The following is a 16,348-nucleotide window of genomic DNA, read 5'->3' as shown; positions in this document are numbered from 1 at the left end:
CGTGAGGACAGGGTGTTCCTCTCCCAGACGGTGTTCTTCCCGGGCGTGATGACAGGTGTGCGTTTCGGGATCGGCGGAGTCCGGTTAACCGTGGTGCCCGGTTGCGGGGGCGGCTTGGTGGTGTTCCGCCTGGGCGCGGAAACGGAAGAGGTTCCGCCCGCGATCTTCCGATCGCGGGCGGAACCCCTTCCGACGACCCCCGGTGGCCACCCCATTCCACGTCCTCGACTCAGCCCGCCAGGGCCAGCACCGCCCGCAGCGCGGCCTCCAGCTCCGGCAGCGCCCCGGCGTCGGCGGCCCGCCAGGCCACGAAGCCGTCCGGTCGGACCAGGAGCGCCCCGTCCGGCTTGATCCCGGCCACCGTCGGCCAAACCCGGTCGGGGTCGATCACGTCACCCTCCGGGCCGATCACGCGCACCCGCAGCGGGTACCCGGCCTGCCCGACCAACCCGGCCGCGTGCTCGCGCCACCGCTGCCCGTCTGGCCCGCACAGCAGCACGAAGCCGTCGCCGAGCAGGTCCAGCGTGGACTTGCGCACTTCGTTCTCGGTCACCCACAGGTGCGGGGCGCGGCTGCCGGGGTGCCCATCGAGGTCGAGACCGGGGTCGGCCAGCGACGGCAGCTCCGACCGCGGCCCGATCACCGCGCCCGAGGTGTACTGGTAGCCCAGCGACACCACCACCGGGTGGCCCATGCCGATCCGCTCGCGCTCGGCCAGCGAGGACTCCAGGTCCCAGTGCAGCCGCGGGTTGCGCTGCACCAGCATCGCCTGCGCCACGGTGAAGCCCGCCACCGGTTCGCGCTCGGCCGCATAGCTGTCGAGCAGGCCCGCGCCCGCTCGGCCCGAGAGCACCAGGCCGAGCTTCCAGGCCAGGTTGTGCGCGTCCGCGATGCCGGTGTTGAGGCCGTAGGCCCCGCTCGGCGGCATCACGTGCGCCGCGTCACCGGCGAGGAAGACCCGCCCGTCGGCGAAGCGGTCGGCGGTGAAGGCCGCGGGCTGCCACGGCATGACCGCCAGCGGGGTGATCTCCAGGTCCGGCAGGCCGATCGCCGCGCGGACCAGGGACACGCAGCGCTCGACCGGGAAGTCCGCCGGGGTCTCACCGCGCTCCGGGTGGCAGGAGATGTAGAAGACCCAGCGGTCGGTGTTGTTGATCGCCAGCAGCAGGCCCTCGGTCTCCTCGTTGCGGATCTCGCAGACCACGAACTCATTGCCGCGCACCAGCTCGGCCAGGTCGGCCCGGAACAGGACGCTGATCATCGGGCCGCCCAGCGCGCCGGGGCCGCTGGTGCCGATCCCCAGCCGCCGCCGGGTGCCGCTGTCCGCGCCGTCGGCGGCGACCACGTACTCGGCCGCCACGGTGGACTCGCGGCCGGTGCCCCGGTCGAGCAGGTCGACCAGCACGTGGTCGGCCTCCTGCCGCAGGCCGGTGACCTCGGTGTCGAACCGGACCTGTGCGCCGCCCGCGCGGGCGCGGTCGAGCAGGATGGGTTCGAGCACGTCCTGCGGGCAGATCCCGTTGCTGCTGTTGATCGGGCTGAACGCGCCCACCACGTCGGTGCTGTCGTCGGCGACCGGCGAATTGCGCCTGGCCGCGCCGAGGTCCTCCCCGGCCAGCCGCCGCACCACCACCTTGCCCCCGCTGCGGGCCATCAGGCTGCCCGCCGCGAGCACCTCCCGGTCCACCCCGGCCTCGCGGAACAGCTCCCGCGTCCGGGGCGCCAACCCGGTCGCCCTCGGGTAGACCGAGGTCGACCCGTGGCGCTCGACCACCAGCGGCCGCACGCCCTGCCTGGTGAGGAACAGCGCCGCGGCCAGGCCGACGCCTCCCGCGCCCACCACCAGCACCGGCACCCGCTCCGACTCTGCTGACACCGAACTCTCCTTCCGCTCCGGGGTCCGGATCAGGTGATCACCCAGTCCGGGTGCTCCAACACCTCGACCACCGCGCACGACCAACTGAACCCGGCGCCGACGCTGACCAGCAGGCACAGCTCGCCGGGGGCGAGCAGGCCGGTGGAGACCAGGTGGTCGAACCCGGCGAACGTGTCACCTGCGCCGAGGTGGCCGACGGTGCGGCTCCACGGCCAGGTCGTGCGGTCCGGGTCGATGTCGAACCGCCCGAAGTAGGCCGCCTGCAACCGCCTGCGCCCCAGGTGCGGCAGCACCACCCTGGCCACGTCACCCAGTTCCGCGCCCGCCTCCGCCAGCGCGCGCTTGAGCGCCGTCGCCTGCCCGGCGCCGACCCTGGCCACCGCGAACGAAGTGCCCGCGGTGGCCAGGAACCCGCGCTTGCAGGCGTCCAGGTCAACCGAGGGGCGGTGGCTGAACGGGGTGTCGCCGAACGGGTCGTCGCCGCGGTGCATGCCCTCCAGCTCCGGGTCCGACACCGTCACCAGGCTGCGCAGCCTGGCGAAGCCGCCGCGCCGCGACAGCACCACCGCGGTACCGCCGTCGGCGTAGACGGTGCCGGGATCGCTGTGCCAGCGGTCGAACCCCGGCGGGCAGAACTTGTCGCCGGTGGTGACCAGCGCCGCCGAGCGCCCCGGCGCCGCGGCCAGGTAGGCCGCGGCCAGCTCCAGGGCGCCCATGCCGCCGTTGGAGACCTGGCCCACCTCCAGCGCCGGGCACCGGTTGCCCACCGCCACCCGCTGCACGTAGGAGGCGGGCGCCCACAGGTCGTGGCCCTGGTGGAAGAAGCTGGCGTGCAGCACCAGGTCGATGTCGGCCGGACCGCACCCGCTGCGCCGCAGGGCCACCCCGGCGGCCATGGCCGCCATCTCCGGGGCGGACTCCGCCCCCGCGACCGCGACCGAGACCACCTCGGTCGAGCGGGCCAGCCGGGGGTCGAAGCGGCCCTCGGCGACCGCGGTCGCCGCTGCCACCGGAGGCGGCAGCCAGGTACCGCACCCGGCCAGGTAGAGCGCCGGGTCGGTCACAGCGCGCCGCCCGCCGCGGTCACCGCGGCGAGGCGGTCGTTGACCAGGGTGAGGAACTCACCCGGGGTGCGCACCCGGCCCAGCGCGTCCTCGGGCAGGTCGACGCCGTAGTCGCGGCCGACCCGGGAGGCCGCCTCCATCAGCGCCAGCGAGTCGTAGCCGAGCTCGTCGAACGGCGTGTCCTCGACGCCGCCGTCGAGGTCGACCGCCTCGTCCTCACCGGCGCACTCGCGCATGATCGTGATCAGGCCATCGAGGGTCAGCTCGGTCATCGGGGGTTCCTTCCTGTCCTGGACTCGGTTCGGACCACCATGGCGGTGTTGAAGCCACCGACCCCCCTGGCCACCACCAGCGCGGCGGTGGCCTCGACCGGCCGCGGCGCGCCGACCACCAGGTCGATGCCGTAGCCGGGGTCGACGGTGGTGTTGGCGGTCGGCGGGATGCTCCCCTCGCGCAGCGTCAGCAGCGCGCCGACCAGGTCGAGCGGGGCCGCGCCGGACGACAGCCGCCCGGTGCCCGCCTTGGGTGCGGTGACGGGCACCCCGCGCGGGCCGAAGACCGCCGCGAGCGCGTCGGCCTCCACCCGGTCGAGCTCGGGGACCGCGGCGGCGTCGGCGAACACGACGCCGATGTCGGCGGGCGCCGCCTCGGCGTCGTCGAGGGCGACCTCGATCGCCCGGCGCAGGTTCGGCGGGCGGCCGGAGCCGGGGCGCGGGTCGAAGGTGGCGCCGTAACCCGCGATCTGCCCGTACACCCGCGCCCCCCTGGCCCGCGCCGCCTCGGCCTCCTCGACCACCAGCAGCGCGCCGCCCTCGCCGGGCACCTGCCCGGCCGCGTCGGCGTCGAAGGGCAGGTAGGCGGTGCGCGGGTCGTCGCGGGTGCTCAGCCTGCCGCCCGCCATCAGCGCGGCCAGCCCGTAGGGGCACAGCGGCGAGTCGACCCCGCCGGTGAGCACCACCCTGGTGCCCGCGCGCACCCGCCTGCGGGCCTGCGCGACCGCGGCGAGGCCGCCCGCCTGCTCGGCCACCAGCACCCCGGCGGGCCCGCGCAGGTTGTGCCGGATGGACAGTTGCCCGGAGTTGACCGCGTAGAACCAGGCGAAGGACATGTACGCGCTGACGTGCTTGGGGCTGTTGGCGTGCAGGTTCTGCAGCTCGCGCTGCCCGAAGTCGAACCCACCGGAGGAGTTGGCGGTCACCACCCCCATTTCCAGCGGGGACAGACCGGTGGTGTCCACGGCGGCGTCGGCGAACGCCCCGTCGGCCGCGGCGATGGCGAACCGGGTCATCCGGTCGGTCTGCGGGACCAGCCTGCCGGGCACCCGCTCGGCGGGCACGAACCCGCGCACCTCGCCTGCGAGCCTGCTGGGGTAGCGCTCCGGGTCGAACAGGCTGATCCGGTCGATCCGGTTCTCCCCGCGCAGCGTCGCCGACCAGTGTTCCGGCAGGGTCAGCCCGGTCGGGGCGATCACCCCGATCCCGGTCACCACGGTGCGGCTCACCGGTCCGTCCCTTCCCCGTCGGTCAGCACCATCGCGCTCTGGAACCCGCCGAAGCCGCTGCCGACCTTCAACACGGCGCGGGTGCGGCGCTCGCGCGCGGTCAGCGGCACGTAGTCCAGGTCCAGCGCCGGGTCCGGCTCGCGCAGGTTGGCCGTGGGCGGCACCACCGCGCGGTCGATGGCCAGGGCGCTCGCGGCCAGTTCGATGGCGCCGATCGCGCCGAGGGAGTGCCCGAGCATGGACTTGATCGAGCTGATCGGCACCCGCCAGGCGTGCTCGCCGAGGCTGTCCTTGAGCGCGGCGGTCTCGTGGACGTCGTTCTGCCTGGTCGCGGTGCCGTGCGCGTTGACGTAGTCCACCGACTCCGGTGCCAGCCGCGCCTCGGCCAGCGCGGCGGTGATGGCCGCCGACATCTCCTTGCCGTCCGGGCGCAGGCCGGTCATGTGGTGGGCGTTGCCGCGCGAGGCGAACCCGGCGACCTCGGCGTAGATGCGGGCCCCGCGCCTGCGCGCCGCCGCGCGCTCCTCCAGCACCAGCACCGCAGCGCCCTCGCCGAGCACGAACCCGTTGCGGGTGCGGTCGAATGGCCGGGAGGCGTGCTCCGGGTCGTCGTTGCGCGGCGAGGTCGCGGTGATCGCGTCGAAGCAGGCCACCGTGATCGGGGAGATCGGCGCGTCGGTGCCACCGGCGAGCACCACGTCCACCGAGCCCTCGCGGATCAGCTCGGCGGCGTGGCCGATGGCGTCGATGCCGGAGGTGCACCCGGCCGAGACCACGGTGGCCGGGCCCTCCGCGCCTGCCAGCCACGCCACCTCCGCGGCGATCGAGCTGGGCACGAAGTAGTCGTGGAGGTGCGGGCTGCCCGCGGTGTGGTCGACCAGCCAGTGCTGCCCGCCGCCGCTGATCGCCACGTACTGCTCCTCCAACCGCTGGGTGCAGCCGACGGCGGTGCCGATGCTCACCCCGAACCGCTCCGGCGGGTGGCCGCCCGCCTCGAACCCGCTGTCGGCCAACGCCTCCCCGGCCGCGACCACGGCGAACTGGGCCACCCGGTCCAGCCGCCCGACCTGCTCGGGGTCGAGCCCGCCGAGCACCGGGTCGAAGTCGCACTCGGCCGCGATCCGGGAGCGGAACGGGGTGGGGTCGAACGAGGTGATCAGCCGGGTCGCCGTGGCGCCGGAGGTGATCAGCTCCCAGAACGCCTTCGTGCCCGCACCGCCCGGGGCGATGACGCCGATCCCGGTTATCACAACGCGCCGCTGGGACACCGCGCCTCCTGTCGACGAGTGTGGGCGGGGGACCCGCCCACCGGCCCGGTTCACTGGTGTCCGCGTGCGCGGAAAGTGTTGGCCGATAGGGAGAATGGTCGTCCGTCTTCCTCGAACCGCACTCGAAGACGGCCGGGGTGCCGGCGATGCCACCAGGCCCGGTGACACCACCCCCCCCGGATCATGCGTTCGGCTGGGGGCGTCAGTCATGCCGGACCTGGGCGACCGCGACTCCTTGAACAGGAGCCACGAGGAAGGCAACGAGGGCGGCGCCCCGGCCGCTCACACGAGCGCGCGCAACCGGTGCGGCTGCGCGCCGCCCGAACCCGCCGCGTGGGAGGTGGTGGCCAGCCGCTTGGCCACCAGGCTCATCAGCGGGGAGATGCGGTAGGTGTCCCCGCAGGCGTGGTGGCAGTCCAGCGCGGGCGGGCACACCTCTATCAGATAGGCCTCGGCGAGCTTCTCCAGCGCGCTCTTCGCGGTCGTGGCGGGCACCTCGAACTCGGCCGAGATCACCTCGGCGGTGACCGCCCTGGTCGGTCTGCGCGCCAGGAAGTCGAAGGCGGCCCTGGCGACCGCGGGCAGCTCGCGGTAGGTCGAGTCGACGTTGACCAGGAAGGCCGCCCCGCCCGCACCCAGCTCGGCGAGCACGTCCTCGGCCGAGGTCAGCCGCTCGGCCAGCCTGGCCATGCTCCACTCCGGCTGCGCGGCCAGCTTGCCCGCCGCCGCGTGCAGCAGCACCGGCAGCCGCTCGCACATCTGGGCCAGCAGCCGCGCGGCCACCGGCTCGGCGGCCACCCGCTGCTCGCCGAGCCTGCGCGCCAGCAGGTCCACGGCCTGCTGCTCGGTGAGCGGAGGCAGCACGACGGTGCTGGTGGCCTGCACCGCGCCCAGCGGGATGCGGCTGGTCAGCAGCAGCGCGCAGCCCGCGCCGCTGGGCGCCAGCATCCGCGCGTGCGAGCTGGAGACGACGTCGTCGAGCACGACCAAGACCTTCCTGTCCGCCGTCCAGGTCCGGAACATGCTGATCAGCGCGGTGAGTCGGGTGGGCTGTTGCTGCGGCGGCACCCCGGCGCCCTCCAGGAACCCCGCCAGGATCTCGGCGATGCCGCGGTCGTCGGTGGCGCCGGGGCTGGCGTAGAGCTGCCCGTCCGGGAACAGCGACCGCAGCCGGTGCCCGACGTGGGTGACGAAGGCCGTCTTGCCGACCCCGGGGGCGCCGACGATCTCGACCACCCGCATCCCGCCGCCCGCGCTCCACCCGTCGTGCTGCCCTGGATCGGCCACGGTCGCCTGCAACTGCCGGTACTCCCGGCCGCGGCCGACGAAGTGGCTGCCCGCGGGCGGGATCTGGGCGGGCCGCGCCGAGGCGGCGGTCGCCGATCCGCGCGGGGTCAGGTCCACCTCGCCGGTGAGGATCGCCTCGTGCAACCGCTGGGTCTCGGTGGACGGTTCCAGGCCCAGCCCCTCGACCATCTCCACCCGGGCCCGGCGGTAGACGTCCAAGGCGTCGGACCGGCGCCCCGCGCGGACCAGGGCGACCATGAGCTTGTTGACGAAGCCCTCGTGGCCGGGGTGCTCGCGGACCAGCGAACTCAGCTCGCTGACCAGCTCCCGGTGCCTGCCCAGTTGCAGGTCCAGGTCCAGCCGCAGTTCGAGCGCCTCCTGCCTGGCCTCGGCCAGCCGGGTGACCGAGGCGCCGAGCACCGGACCGATCTCGGTGTCGTCCAGGATGGCCCCGCGCCACAGGGCCAGCGCCGAGCGCAGAGCCGTGCTGGCGTCCTCGACGAGGCCGTCGCCGTGCTTGGCCTTGGCCCGGCGCACCGCGGACTCGAACTGGTCCACGTCCACCACGTCGTCGGGGCCGAGGCGCAGTTCGTAGCCTGCCTGCCGGGTCAGCAGCGCGGTCCCGGGGAAACCGCCCGCCACCGCCGCTGACTGCGCCGGGGTCGCGGAGGAGCCGAGGAGCTTGCGCCACTGGTAGATGTAGGTTTGCAGCGTTGTTTTCGCGCTGCGCGGCGGGTTCTCGTCCCACAGCTCCTCGACCAGCGTGCCGAAGCTGACGACGGAGTTCACGTTGAGCAGCAGCAGAGCCAATGTGCGCCGCAGCATCGGGGCGGTCGGCGTGATGGTTCTGTCCGCGGTGACGACCGCCAGCGGCCCGAGCATCATGAACCTGGTCATGCGCGTTTCCCCCTCAGTTCGTGGCCGCCGGGGTGCCGCCTCCAGCCCCCTGGTCGGTCACCGACAATGACCGTTCAGCGCGTCGTCCCCGTCTGCCCGCCTGACAGGCCGGGGTGGTGCCACCGCACCGCGGTCGGCTGGTGAGTGGTATGGACCACCGGGCCCCGCTCGGCCCCCGTCGCCCCGGTGTCGCCCGCGCCGCGCCGCGCGGGAACGCGCCTGCTGCCCGGGATCACCGGTGGTGCCCGCGGAATCCCCGTCGCGCGGGGGTGTCGTCAAGGCGGGCGCGTGTCCGGTCGGGGTCGGTCGATCCGGCGCCCACCGGGGGCCTCTCCGTGCGACCGCGGTGGGCGTCGAACTTGATCGACCGGACGGGTGACTTTTCCGGTGGTGTCTTCTCGTACGGCTTTTCCAGGCGCACGCGCGCCAACGGGGGCGTGCTGTCAGTGTCCGGCAACGACGTCCCCTCCCCGGCTCCCGGCCTCGCCGTTCCTTACAACAAATACTCCCTGCGCTGGAGCCGCGCTAGATTCCCGCTCGACGTCTTCAAGTGGGTTCTCCGAGAACCACCGGAAGCGCGTGCAGACCGCGCATGATGTTCTCCCGCCATTCGGTGGTACCGCCGATACGCAGGTCCGGAAAACGCCGGACCAGGGTCCCGATCGCGATCTCGGCCTCCATCCGCGCCAGCGGCGCGCCGAGGCAGTGGTGTATCCCGTGCGAAAACGCCAGGTGCGGGTTCGGCGCGCGGGTGATGTCGAGCCGGTCCGGGTCCGGGAAGCGCAGCGGGTCCCGGTTGGCTCCGCAGAAGGAGATCAACACGACCTGCCCGCTGCGGACCACCAGGCCGTCGCCGATCGGCACGTCCTCCTTGGCGATCTGGCCCGCCGCGCTGAAGGAGCTCTCGTAGCGCAGGAACTCCTCCACTGCCGACCCGATCAGCTCCGGTCGCCGCCGCAGCAGGTCGAGCTGATCGGGGTTGCGCAGCAGCGCGTGAATCCCGTTGCCGATGAGGTTGGTGGTCGTGGCGTAGCCTGCCGCGATCAGCGCGATGCCCAATTCGACGAGTTCCGGTTCGGTGAACCGGCTGTCACCCTCGCGCGCGGCGATCAGCGCGCTCATCAGGTCATCGCCGGGCTGTGCCCGTTTTGTCGCAATAAGGCCCTTTATATATGCTTTCGTGAGGTCGTAAACCTTCTCGCGGTTTTCTGCCACTTCGCCTTCGAGGATCTTTTCCGTCCGCGCCCGCACGTCGGCCCGATCCGCCGCCGGAGCGCCGAGCATTTCACAGATCACCGCGATCGGCAGCGGGTAGGCGAACCGGTCCAGCAGGTCGACCGGTCCGCCCACCGCCACCAGTTCGTCGAGCTGGGCGTCCACGAAGCCCTGCACCCACGGCCGCAGGCGCTGGATTCGGTGGTGGGTGAACGCCTTGCCGACGAGCTTGCGGATTCGGGTGTGCTCCGGCGGGTCGGAGTCGACCGCGGCCACCTCGCCGTCGTCGGGCCGCCTGCGGCTGAACCGGGGGTCGGCGAGCAGGGTCCGGGCGAGTTCGTACCGGGTCACCAGCCAGACCTCACCCATGAACGAGGTCTGCACCCGCACGGCGGGCCCGCGCCCGCGCAGCCGGGCCAGCCCGGGGTACGGGTCGGCCGCGCACACCGGGCTGTCGGCGAGCGCGACCACCGCCCCGTCCTGGTCGATGCTCATGCCGGGCCCTTCAGCCGAGGTCGTCGCGGGTGACCCGGCGCTCGCGCACCAGGAAGTCGTCGCCGTCGGGCACGAGCACGTCCTCGCAGACGGTGCTCACGTGCACGCCGGCCTGACCGCCCTTGGGCGTGGAGATCACCAACGCGTAGCAGCGGGCGAGCAGGGTGCCCGCGGGCTGGGTGGACACGGTCACCATGCCCAGCCAGTGCCTGCGCACCACACCGGCGCGCGCGAGCTCGGTCGACGCCCGGCGCGCGGCTTCGGCGATGGCGCCGCGCCCGGTGGTCGGCTCGGGGTGGGCGTTCGCGGCGAAGGTCCCGTCCTCGGTGAAGGTTTCCGACCACCGCTCGACCGACCCGTCATCGAGTAGCTGCATCTGGTGCGCGTAGAAGTGCTGGACCCGGTGGTAGGTCTCGGTGTCGGGTGCACCGGCCCGGTGCAGCGGCAGCGTCATGGCGGTTTCCTCCTCTGTGGACCACATCGTCGACCAGGCTCGGTCGGGGGTGTCGAGCCGGGCTCGACCCGCGCTGGAACCGGCGCGCCCACCGGTCGTTGAGCGGGATTCGAGCGGCGCGCAGCACGTTCAACGCACCGATCTCGCAAGGAGGCAGTGGTGGCGGAACAGGTGGGCGCGGCGAAGGTGGGGCAGGTGCGGGCGGGCGCGGCGCGGGCGGACCGGGAGCCGACGGGCACGGGGGAGCGGGTCGCCGTGGTCACCGGCGGCACGACCGGCATCGGCTTCGCCGTGGCCGAGTCCCTCGCGGGCCGGGGGTACCGGGTGTTCCTCTGCGCCCGCGGCGATGTCGGGGGGGCGGTGAAGGAACTGCGCGACCGCGGCCACGAGGTCGACGGCGCCCGGTGCGACGTGCGCTCGCCTGCGGAGGTCGACGCGTTCGCCGCCGCGGCCGTCGAGCGCTACGGCCCGGTGGACCTGCTGGTGAACAACGCGGGCCGCAGCGGCGGCGGCGTGACCGCGCAGATCACCGACGAGCTGTGGTTCGACGTGATCAACACCAACCTCACCGGCGTGTTCCTGATGACCAGGGCGGTCCTCACCACCGGCGGCATGCTGGGCAGGCCATCCGGCCGCGTGATCAGCATCGCCTCCACCGGCGGCAAGCAGGGGGTGGCGCTGGGCGCGCCGTACTCCGCCTCCAAGCACGGGGTCATCGGTTTCACCAAGGCGCTGGCCCTGGAACTGGCCAAGACCGGCGTCACGGTGAACGCGGTCTGCCCCGGCTACGTCGAAACGCCGATGGCCCAGCGGGTGCGCCAGGGCTACGCCGCGCACTGGGGGGTGACCGAGGAGGAGGTCCTCGAGCGGTTCCAGGCCAAGATCCCGCTCGGCCGCTACTGCACCCCGGCCGAGGTCGCGGCGATGGTGTCCTACCTGGCCTCCGACGCGGCGGCGTCGGTCACCGCGCAGGCGCTCAACGTCTGCGGCGGGCTCGGCAACTACTGAGGGGGACGGCGATGGCTGCGCAGACGCACTTCGACGAGCACGAGATCACGGTCTTGGCCCCGGCCGAGGTCATCTACGGCCTGGTCGCCGACGTGGCGCGCTGGCCGGGAATCTTCCCACCCACCATCCACGCCGAGCGCCTCGGCTTCGACGGCGCCGACGAGCACATCCGGCTGTGGGCGCTGGCCAACGGCGAGGTGAAGAGCTGGACCTCCCGGCGCCACCTCGACCCCGACGGGCTCAGCGTCCGCTTCCGACAGGACGTGTCGCAGGCCCCGGTGGCCGCCATGGGCGGCGAGTGGGTGCTGCGGCGGCTGTCCGAGCGCGAGACGCGGATCGTGCTCAAGCACGACTACCGGGTCGTCGAGGACGACCCCGGCGCGCTGGAGTGGGTGCGCGCGGCGGTCGACCAGAACAGCCGCGCAGAGCTGGAGAAGCTGAAGAACGCCGTCGAGAACGTGCGCGAGCACGAGGAGTTGACGTTCGACTTCGCCGACTCGGCGCGGATCGCGGGTTCGCTGTCCGATGTGTACTCGTTCCTGCACGAGGCCGCGCGGTGGCCCGACCGGCTGCCGCACGTCGCCGCGCTGCGACTGCGCGAGGACACCCCGAACATCCAGGTGGTGGCGATGGACACCCGGACCGAGGACGGGACGGTCCACACCACCGAGTCGGTGCGGGTGTGCTTCCCCGAGCGCCGCATCGTCTACAAGCAGACCACCGTCCCCGCGCTGATGACGGTGCACACCGGCGAGTGGCTGCTGGTCGAGGACGGCGGGGAGGTCACCGCGACCTCGCGACACACGGTGTCGATCAACCGCGCGGCCGTGCACACCGTGCTCGGCCCGGACGGCTCGGTGCGCAAGGCGCGGGAGTTCGTGCACCAGGCGCTGAGCGCGAACAGCATGGCCACCCTGCGCCACGCCAAGGCCTTCGCCGAGGAGGGCGGCCATGCCCGGGCCTGACCTGACCCTCGACGCGGTGCTGGCCGCCACCGCCCGCGCGCACCCCGACCGGGTCGCGCTGCGGGCCGACTACGGCGACCTCACCTACGCGGAGCTGGACGAGGCCGTCACTGCCTGCGCCCACGCGCTGCGGGGGCTGCTGGGGTCCCGGCGCGCCGTGGTCGCGGTCGCCTCGCCGCTGCACCCCGACTTCGCCGTGGCGTTCTACGGCGTGATCCGCGCGGGCCACACCGTGGCCCCGATCAACCCGCTGATGCCCGCCCACCTGCTCGAACACGCCCTGATCAGCTCGGACGCCCGGCTGGCCTTCGTCACCACCGACCTGTTCGCCCAGTTGCGCCGGGTCCGCACCCGCCCGCCGAACCTGCTGGAGGCGACCCTGGTCGGCCCGGGCGGCCGCGAGGACGCCGGGGACATCCGCACCCTCGACGACCTCGTCGCCGCCCACCAGGTGCTCGGTGCCCGCGCCGCGCCCGCGCCGCCGGTCGACCCGGGCGCCCTCGCCTGCGTCCACTTCACCAGCGGCACGACCGGCCTGCCCAAGGGGGTCCTGCTCTCGCACCGCAACCTCACGGTGAACGCCGCGCAGGTGGCGGCCGCGCACGGACTGCACAGCGGGTCGACGGTCCTCAACCAACTGCCCAAGTTCCACCTGATGCACCTGAACGCCGCGGTGCACGCCGGGGCGACGCAGGTGCTGTGCGCCGACGCCGACCCCAAGGCGGGCATCGATCTGGCCAACCGCAGCCGGTGCAGCCACCTGTACACGATCCCGGTGCGGTTGACCCGGCTCGCCGCCGACCCCGCCCTGCCGGGGCTGCGGTTGGACACGGTTGCGATGATCGCCTCCGGCGGATCGGCGTTGTCCCCGGTGGTCGCCGAGCGGCTCTCCGCGCACTTCGGGGTTCCCGTGCTGCAGGGCTACGGCCTCGCCGAGACCTCCCCGCTGACCCACTCGGCCTCGGCCGCCGACCCCGGGCCGGGGTCGGTGGGCCCGCCGGTGCCGGGCACGGCGTGCCGCGTGGTCGACCTGTCCACCCGGCGGGTGCTGCCCACCGGCGAGCGCGGCGAGGTCCAGGTCCGCGGCCCGCAGGTGATGCTGGGCTACCTCGATCCCGACGAGCCGACCGGGATCGACGAGCACGGGTGGTTGTCCACCGGCGACATCGGCTACGTCGACCCCGCGGGCCGCCTGCACCTGGTCGACCGGATCAAGGACCTGTTCAAGTGCGACAACTACCTCGTCTCCCCGGCCGAGGTCGAGTCCGTGCTGGAGCGGCACCCGGCGGTGCGCGACTGCGCGGTGGTCGCCTACCCGGACTCCGAGAGCGGCGAGGTGCCCACCGCGTTCGTGGTGCCCGCGGCCGGTGCCGCCGACGCCGCCGACCCCACCGCGAGCACCATTGGGGTCGCCGAGGCGGTGGCCGCTTTCGTCGCCGAGCGGGTGCCGCACTACCAGCGGTTGCGCCACGTGGAGCTGGTCACCGCCATCCCGCGGTCACCGGTGGGCAAGGTCAACCGGCGCGACCTGCGGGCCGAACTCATCACCCGGCGCGCGCTCGGCGCCCGGGTGCCGGGAAACACCGACGAACGGAGGACGGGAATGGCCGACGACGGCAAGGACCTGAGCAACCTGATCACGGTGATCGCGCGCTTCAGCACCGCGGGCGACCCCCTGGAGTTCGAGCGCTTCTTCCTCGAACACGTGGAGTACATGCGCGGGCAGGACGGGTTCGGCGCGCACCAGGCCGTCCGGTTGGCCGACGACCCGTCGGTCTACGTCAACTTCGGCTGGTGGCTCGACCAGGAGGCCTTCCAGAAGGTGGTGCAGAGCCCCGAGTTCCGCGACCACCAAGGCGTGATGCAGTCGATGCTGCGCAAGGCCGACCTCGACCTGTGCAAGAACCTGTTTCGGGTCAACGCCGCCGAGTCCGCGGGGGAGCGCGCGGAGTTCGGCACCCCGCTGATGACGATCACCACCTACCGCGGCACCGGGTCGGCGGAGGAGTTCGACGCGGCGTTCACCGCCTTCGCCACGCACATCCGCGAGATCCGCGGCTTCGGCTACGCCGACCTCAACCGCTCGCTGCGCGACGCGGGCACCTGCACCGGCCTGGAGTACTGGTGGGACCCGGCCGCCCGCGAGGTGGCCGTTTCCGGCCCCGAGCACGCCCGGCTGGCGAGCACCGCCGAGATCACCGTCGAACGGGTGACCCACGTGGCCTGGAACCGGGCGCCGGCCGACGAGGAGACGCCCACCGCCGCGGGCAGGCAGGGATGACCGCCCTCGCCGACCTGCGCGTGGACTTCTGCGTCGTGGGCGGCGGGCCCGCCGGGCTGACGCTGGCGCTGTTGTTGGCCAGGTCCGGCGCGCGGGTCGTGGTCGTCGAGCGCAGCCGCTCGCTCGACCGCGCCTACCGCGGCGAGATCCTCCAGCCCGGTGGGCAGGCGCTGCTCGCCGGGCTGGGGGTGCTCGACGGCGCCCGCGACCGCGGCGCCCACCCGCACCGGCGGTTCCGGTTCGTCGACCGCGACCGGGTGCTGGTCGACATCGACTACGGCCGCCTGCCCGGACCGCACAACTGCCTGCTCAGCGTTCCGCAGCCGCACCTGCTCGGTGAGCTGCTCGCCGCCGCCGAGCGGCACGGCGCGGTCCACCTGGCCGCGCACCGGGTCACCGACCTGGTGCGCGCCGACGGCCGGGTCGAGGGGGTGGTCACCCGCTGCGCCGAGGGCGAGCGGGTGGTGCTGGCGCACTGCGTGGTGGCCGCGGACGGCCGGTTCTCCAAGGTGCGACGGCTGGCGGGCATCCCGGAGGACCGGATCGACGTGTTCGACCAGGACGTGTTGTGGTTCAAGCTGCCGCTGACCGACGCCACCCCGGACGCGGTGCAGATCTTCCGCGCCATGGGGAACCCGGTGCTGGCCTACAAGTCCTACCCGGACACCGTCCAGATCGGCTGGACGTTCCCGCACCACGGCTACCGCCCGCTCGCCGCCCGCGGCCTCGACCACCTCCGCGAGCAGATCGCACTGGCCGTGCCCGCCTACGCAGATCAGGTGCGCGAGCACTTGACCCGGCTGGGCGACCTCAGCGTGCTCGACGTGTTCTCCGGCACCGCCCGGCACTGGGTGGCCGACGGCCTGGTGCTGCTCGGCGACGCCGCGCACACGCACAGCCCGATCGGGGCCCAGGGCATCAACCTCGCCGTGCAGGACGCCGTGCTCGCCCACCCGCTGCTCATGGCCTCCAAGGCCGCGGGCGACGCGACCGCGGCGTTCCTCGGCCGGTTCCCCTCCGCCCGCCGCGCGGACATCGCCAAGGTCGTGCGGCTGCAGCAGTTGCAGAGCCGGGCCATGTTGTCGCAGGGCGGCCTGGTCTCGGCCGTGCGGCCCACCGCGGCCAGGGTCATGTCCCGCACCCCGGTGTTCCGCAAGGTGCTCAACCGGCTCGCCTACGGCAACCCGCGCATCCGGATCGCCACCGAGCTGTTCGTCCGCTGACCCCGCAGAAGAGGAGAGCCACCGTGGCGCTGATCGACCTGTCCTCGCCCGTCGACGCGACCTTCTGGGAGCCGGACCCCGTGGTGCACGAGGTGATGACGCCCGCCGAGGGCGCCAAGCACATGTGCGCGGAGATGCTCGAACACCTGGGGCTCGACCTCGACCCGTCCGCGCTGCCCGGCGGGGAGTTCCTCAACAACGACACCTTCACCCTGACCGTGCACACCGGCACGCACGTCGACGCGCCCGCCCACTACGGGTCCACCGCGTCCTACGGGACGCCGAAGACCATCGACCAGATGCCGCTGGACTGGTTCCAGCGCCCGGGGGTGCTGCTCGACCTGCGCGGCGCGGGCGCGCCCCGCGTCGGCGCCGACCACATCGCCGCCGAGCTGCGCCGGATCGGGTACCGGCTGCGACCGCTGGACATCGTCCTGCTGCGCACCGGTGCCGACGCGCACCTGGGCACCCCGGCCTACTTCAGCCGGTTCACCGGGCTCGACGCGTCAGCGGTGCACCTGCTCCTCGACCAAGGGGTGCGGGTGATCGGGACGGACGCGTTCAGCCTGGACGCGCCGTTCCCGCACATCATCGAGGAGTACAACCGAACCGGCGACCCCGGTGTGCTCTGGCCCGCGCACATGGTGGGCCGCGAGCGCGAGTACTGCCAGATCGAGCGGTTGGGCAACCTGGGCGCGCTGCCTGCCCCGTTCGGCTTCTCGGTCACCTGCTTCCCCGTCAAGCTCGCCAGGGCGGGTGCCGGGTGGACGCGGGCCGTCGCCACCGTCGACTGACCGCACGCCCACCCGGGCCC

At 73.4% G+C, this 16,348-nt stretch carries 13 protein-coding genes; 5 read left to right on the top strand and 8 right to left on the bottom strand.

Annotated features, from left to right (window positions below; all coding sequences use genetic code 11):
* Nucleotides 1-229: 229 nt before the first annotated feature.
* The 8 genes from UO65_RS06485 to UO65_RS06450 form a co-directional block, all read right to left on the bottom strand.
* Nucleotides 230-1,876 carry an FAD-dependent oxidoreductase gene (locus UO65_RS06485; RefSeq protein ID WP_035279753.1) on the bottom strand — a complete coding sequence of 549 codons (1,647 nt, stop codon included), beginning with the start codon at nt 1,874-1,876 and terminating at the stop codon, nt 230-232.
* 29 nt (nt 1,877-1,905) lie between these two features.
* The gene (locus UO65_RS06480; RefSeq protein WP_035279752.1) at nt 1,906-2,940 is read right to left on the bottom strand and encodes a ketoacyl-ACP synthase III family protein; all 1,035 of its coding nucleotides are present in this window, start codon (nt 2,938-2,940) and stop codon (nt 1,906-1,908) included.
* Entirely contained in the window at nt 2,937-3,212 is a 276-nt protein-coding gene (locus UO65_RS06475; RefSeq protein ID WP_035279751.1) for an acyl carrier protein, read from the bottom strand. Before UO65_RS06475 ends, UO65_RS06480 begins: the two co-directional genes overlap by 4 nt.
* Nucleotides 3,209-4,441: a ketosynthase chain-length factor gene (locus UO65_RS06470; protein ID WP_035279749.1), complete on the bottom strand. Its 1,233-nt coding sequence runs from the start codon at nt 4,439-4,441 to the stop codon at nt 3,209-3,211. The genes UO65_RS06475 and UO65_RS06470 overlap by 4 nt, the downstream gene beginning before the upstream one ends.
* On the bottom strand, nt 4,438-5,709 hold the full coding sequence (locus UO65_RS06465; RefSeq protein WP_035279746.1) for a beta-ketoacyl-[acyl-carrier-protein] synthase family protein: 1,272 nt from the start codon (nt 5,707-5,709) through the stop codon (nt 4,438-4,440). Before UO65_RS06465 ends, UO65_RS06470 begins: the two co-directional genes overlap by 4 nt.
* 282 nt (nt 5,710-5,991) lie before the next feature.
* Entirely contained in the window at nt 5,992-7,893 is a 1,902-nt protein-coding gene (locus tag UO65_RS33080; protein WP_052020806.1) for an AfsR/SARP family transcriptional regulator, read from the bottom strand.
* Between the two features lie 546 nt (nt 7,894-8,439).
* Complete coding sequence (locus tag UO65_RS06455; RefSeq protein WP_035279744.1) at nt 8,440-9,603, bottom strand: cytochrome P450 family protein; 1,164 nt, start codon at nt 9,601-9,603, stop codon at nt 8,440-8,442.
* Nucleotides 9,604-9,613: 10 nt separating this feature from the next.
* Nucleotides 9,614-10,057: a nuclear transport factor 2 family protein gene (locus UO65_RS06450; RefSeq protein WP_035279743.1), complete on the bottom strand. Its 444-nt coding sequence runs from the start codon at nt 10,055-10,057 to the stop codon at nt 9,614-9,616.
* Between the two features lie 195 nt (nt 10,058-10,252).
* Here UO65_RS06450 and UO65_RS06445 point away from each other — a divergent pair, with 195 nt between their 5' ends.
* The 5 genes from UO65_RS06445 to UO65_RS06425 are packed head-to-tail and all read left to right on the top strand — an operon-like array spanning nt 10,253 to nt 16,328.
* Nucleotides 10,253-11,065 carry an SDR family NAD(P)-dependent oxidoreductase gene (locus UO65_RS06445; protein ID WP_052020825.1) on the top strand — a complete coding sequence of 271 codons (813 nt, stop codon included), beginning with the start codon at nt 10,253-10,255 and terminating at the stop codon, nt 11,063-11,065.
* 11 nt (nt 11,066-11,076) lie between these two features.
* A complete protein-coding gene (locus tag UO65_RS06440) occupies nt 11,077-12,030 on the top strand; it encodes an aromatase/cyclase (RefSeq protein ID WP_035279742.1) in 954 nt (317 codons plus the stop codon).
* Nucleotides 12,017-14,311 (top strand): AMP-binding protein, encoded by a 2,295-nt coding sequence (locus UO65_RS06435; protein WP_052020805.1) that lies wholly within the window; start codon nt 12,017-12,019, stop codon nt 14,309-14,311. Before UO65_RS06440 ends, UO65_RS06435 begins: the two co-directional genes overlap by 14 nt.
* A complete protein-coding gene (locus tag UO65_RS06430; RefSeq protein ID WP_035279741.1) occupies nt 14,308-15,534 on the top strand; it encodes an FAD-dependent monooxygenase in 1,227 nt (408 codons plus the stop codon). The genes UO65_RS06435 and UO65_RS06430 overlap by 4 nt, the downstream gene beginning before the upstream one ends.
* Nucleotides 15,535-15,557: 23 nt before the next feature.
* The gene (locus UO65_RS06425) at nt 15,558-16,328 is read left to right on the top strand and encodes a cyclase family protein (RefSeq protein ID WP_035279738.1); all 771 of its coding nucleotides are present in this window, start codon (nt 15,558-15,560) and stop codon (nt 16,326-16,328) included.
* Nucleotides 16,329-16,348 lie beyond the last annotated feature (20 nt).

This window comes from Actinokineospora spheciospongiae, assembly GCF_000564855.1.
GTDB lineage: Bacteria > Actinomycetota > Actinomycetes > Mycobacteriales > Pseudonocardiaceae > Actinokineospora > Actinokineospora spheciospongiae.
This window is presented reverse-complemented; position numbering and strand designations above follow the sequence as displayed.

Excerpts from the sequence above, each read along its gene's own strand:
- UO65_RS06455 (WP_035279744.1), bottom strand. The coding sequence starts at position 9,603 with ATGAGCATCGACCAGGACGGGGCGGTGGTCGCGCTCGCCGACAGCCCG.
- UO65_RS06475 (WP_035279751.1), bottom strand. The coding sequence starts at position 3,212 with ATGACCGAGCTGACCCTCGATGGCCTGATCACGATCATGCGCGAGTGC.
- UO65_RS06450 (WP_035279743.1), bottom strand. The coding sequence starts at position 10,057 with ATGACGCTGCCGCTGCACCGGGCCGGTGCACCCGACACCGAGACCTAC.
- UO65_RS33080 (WP_052020806.1), bottom strand. The coding sequence starts at position 7,893 with ATGACCAGGTTCATGATGCTCGGGCCGCTGGCGGTCGTCACCGCGGAC.
- UO65_RS06430 (WP_035279741.1), top strand. The coding sequence starts at position 14,308 with ATGACCGCCCTCGCCGACCTGCGCGTGGACTTCTGCGTCGTGGGCGGC.
- UO65_RS06435 (WP_052020805.1), top strand. The coding sequence starts at position 12,017 with ATGCCCGGGCCTGACCTGACCCTCGACGCGGTGCTGGCCGCCACCGCC.
- UO65_RS06440 (WP_035279742.1), top strand. The coding sequence starts at position 11,077 with ATGGCTGCGCAGACGCACTTCGACGAGCACGAGATCACGGTCTTGGCC.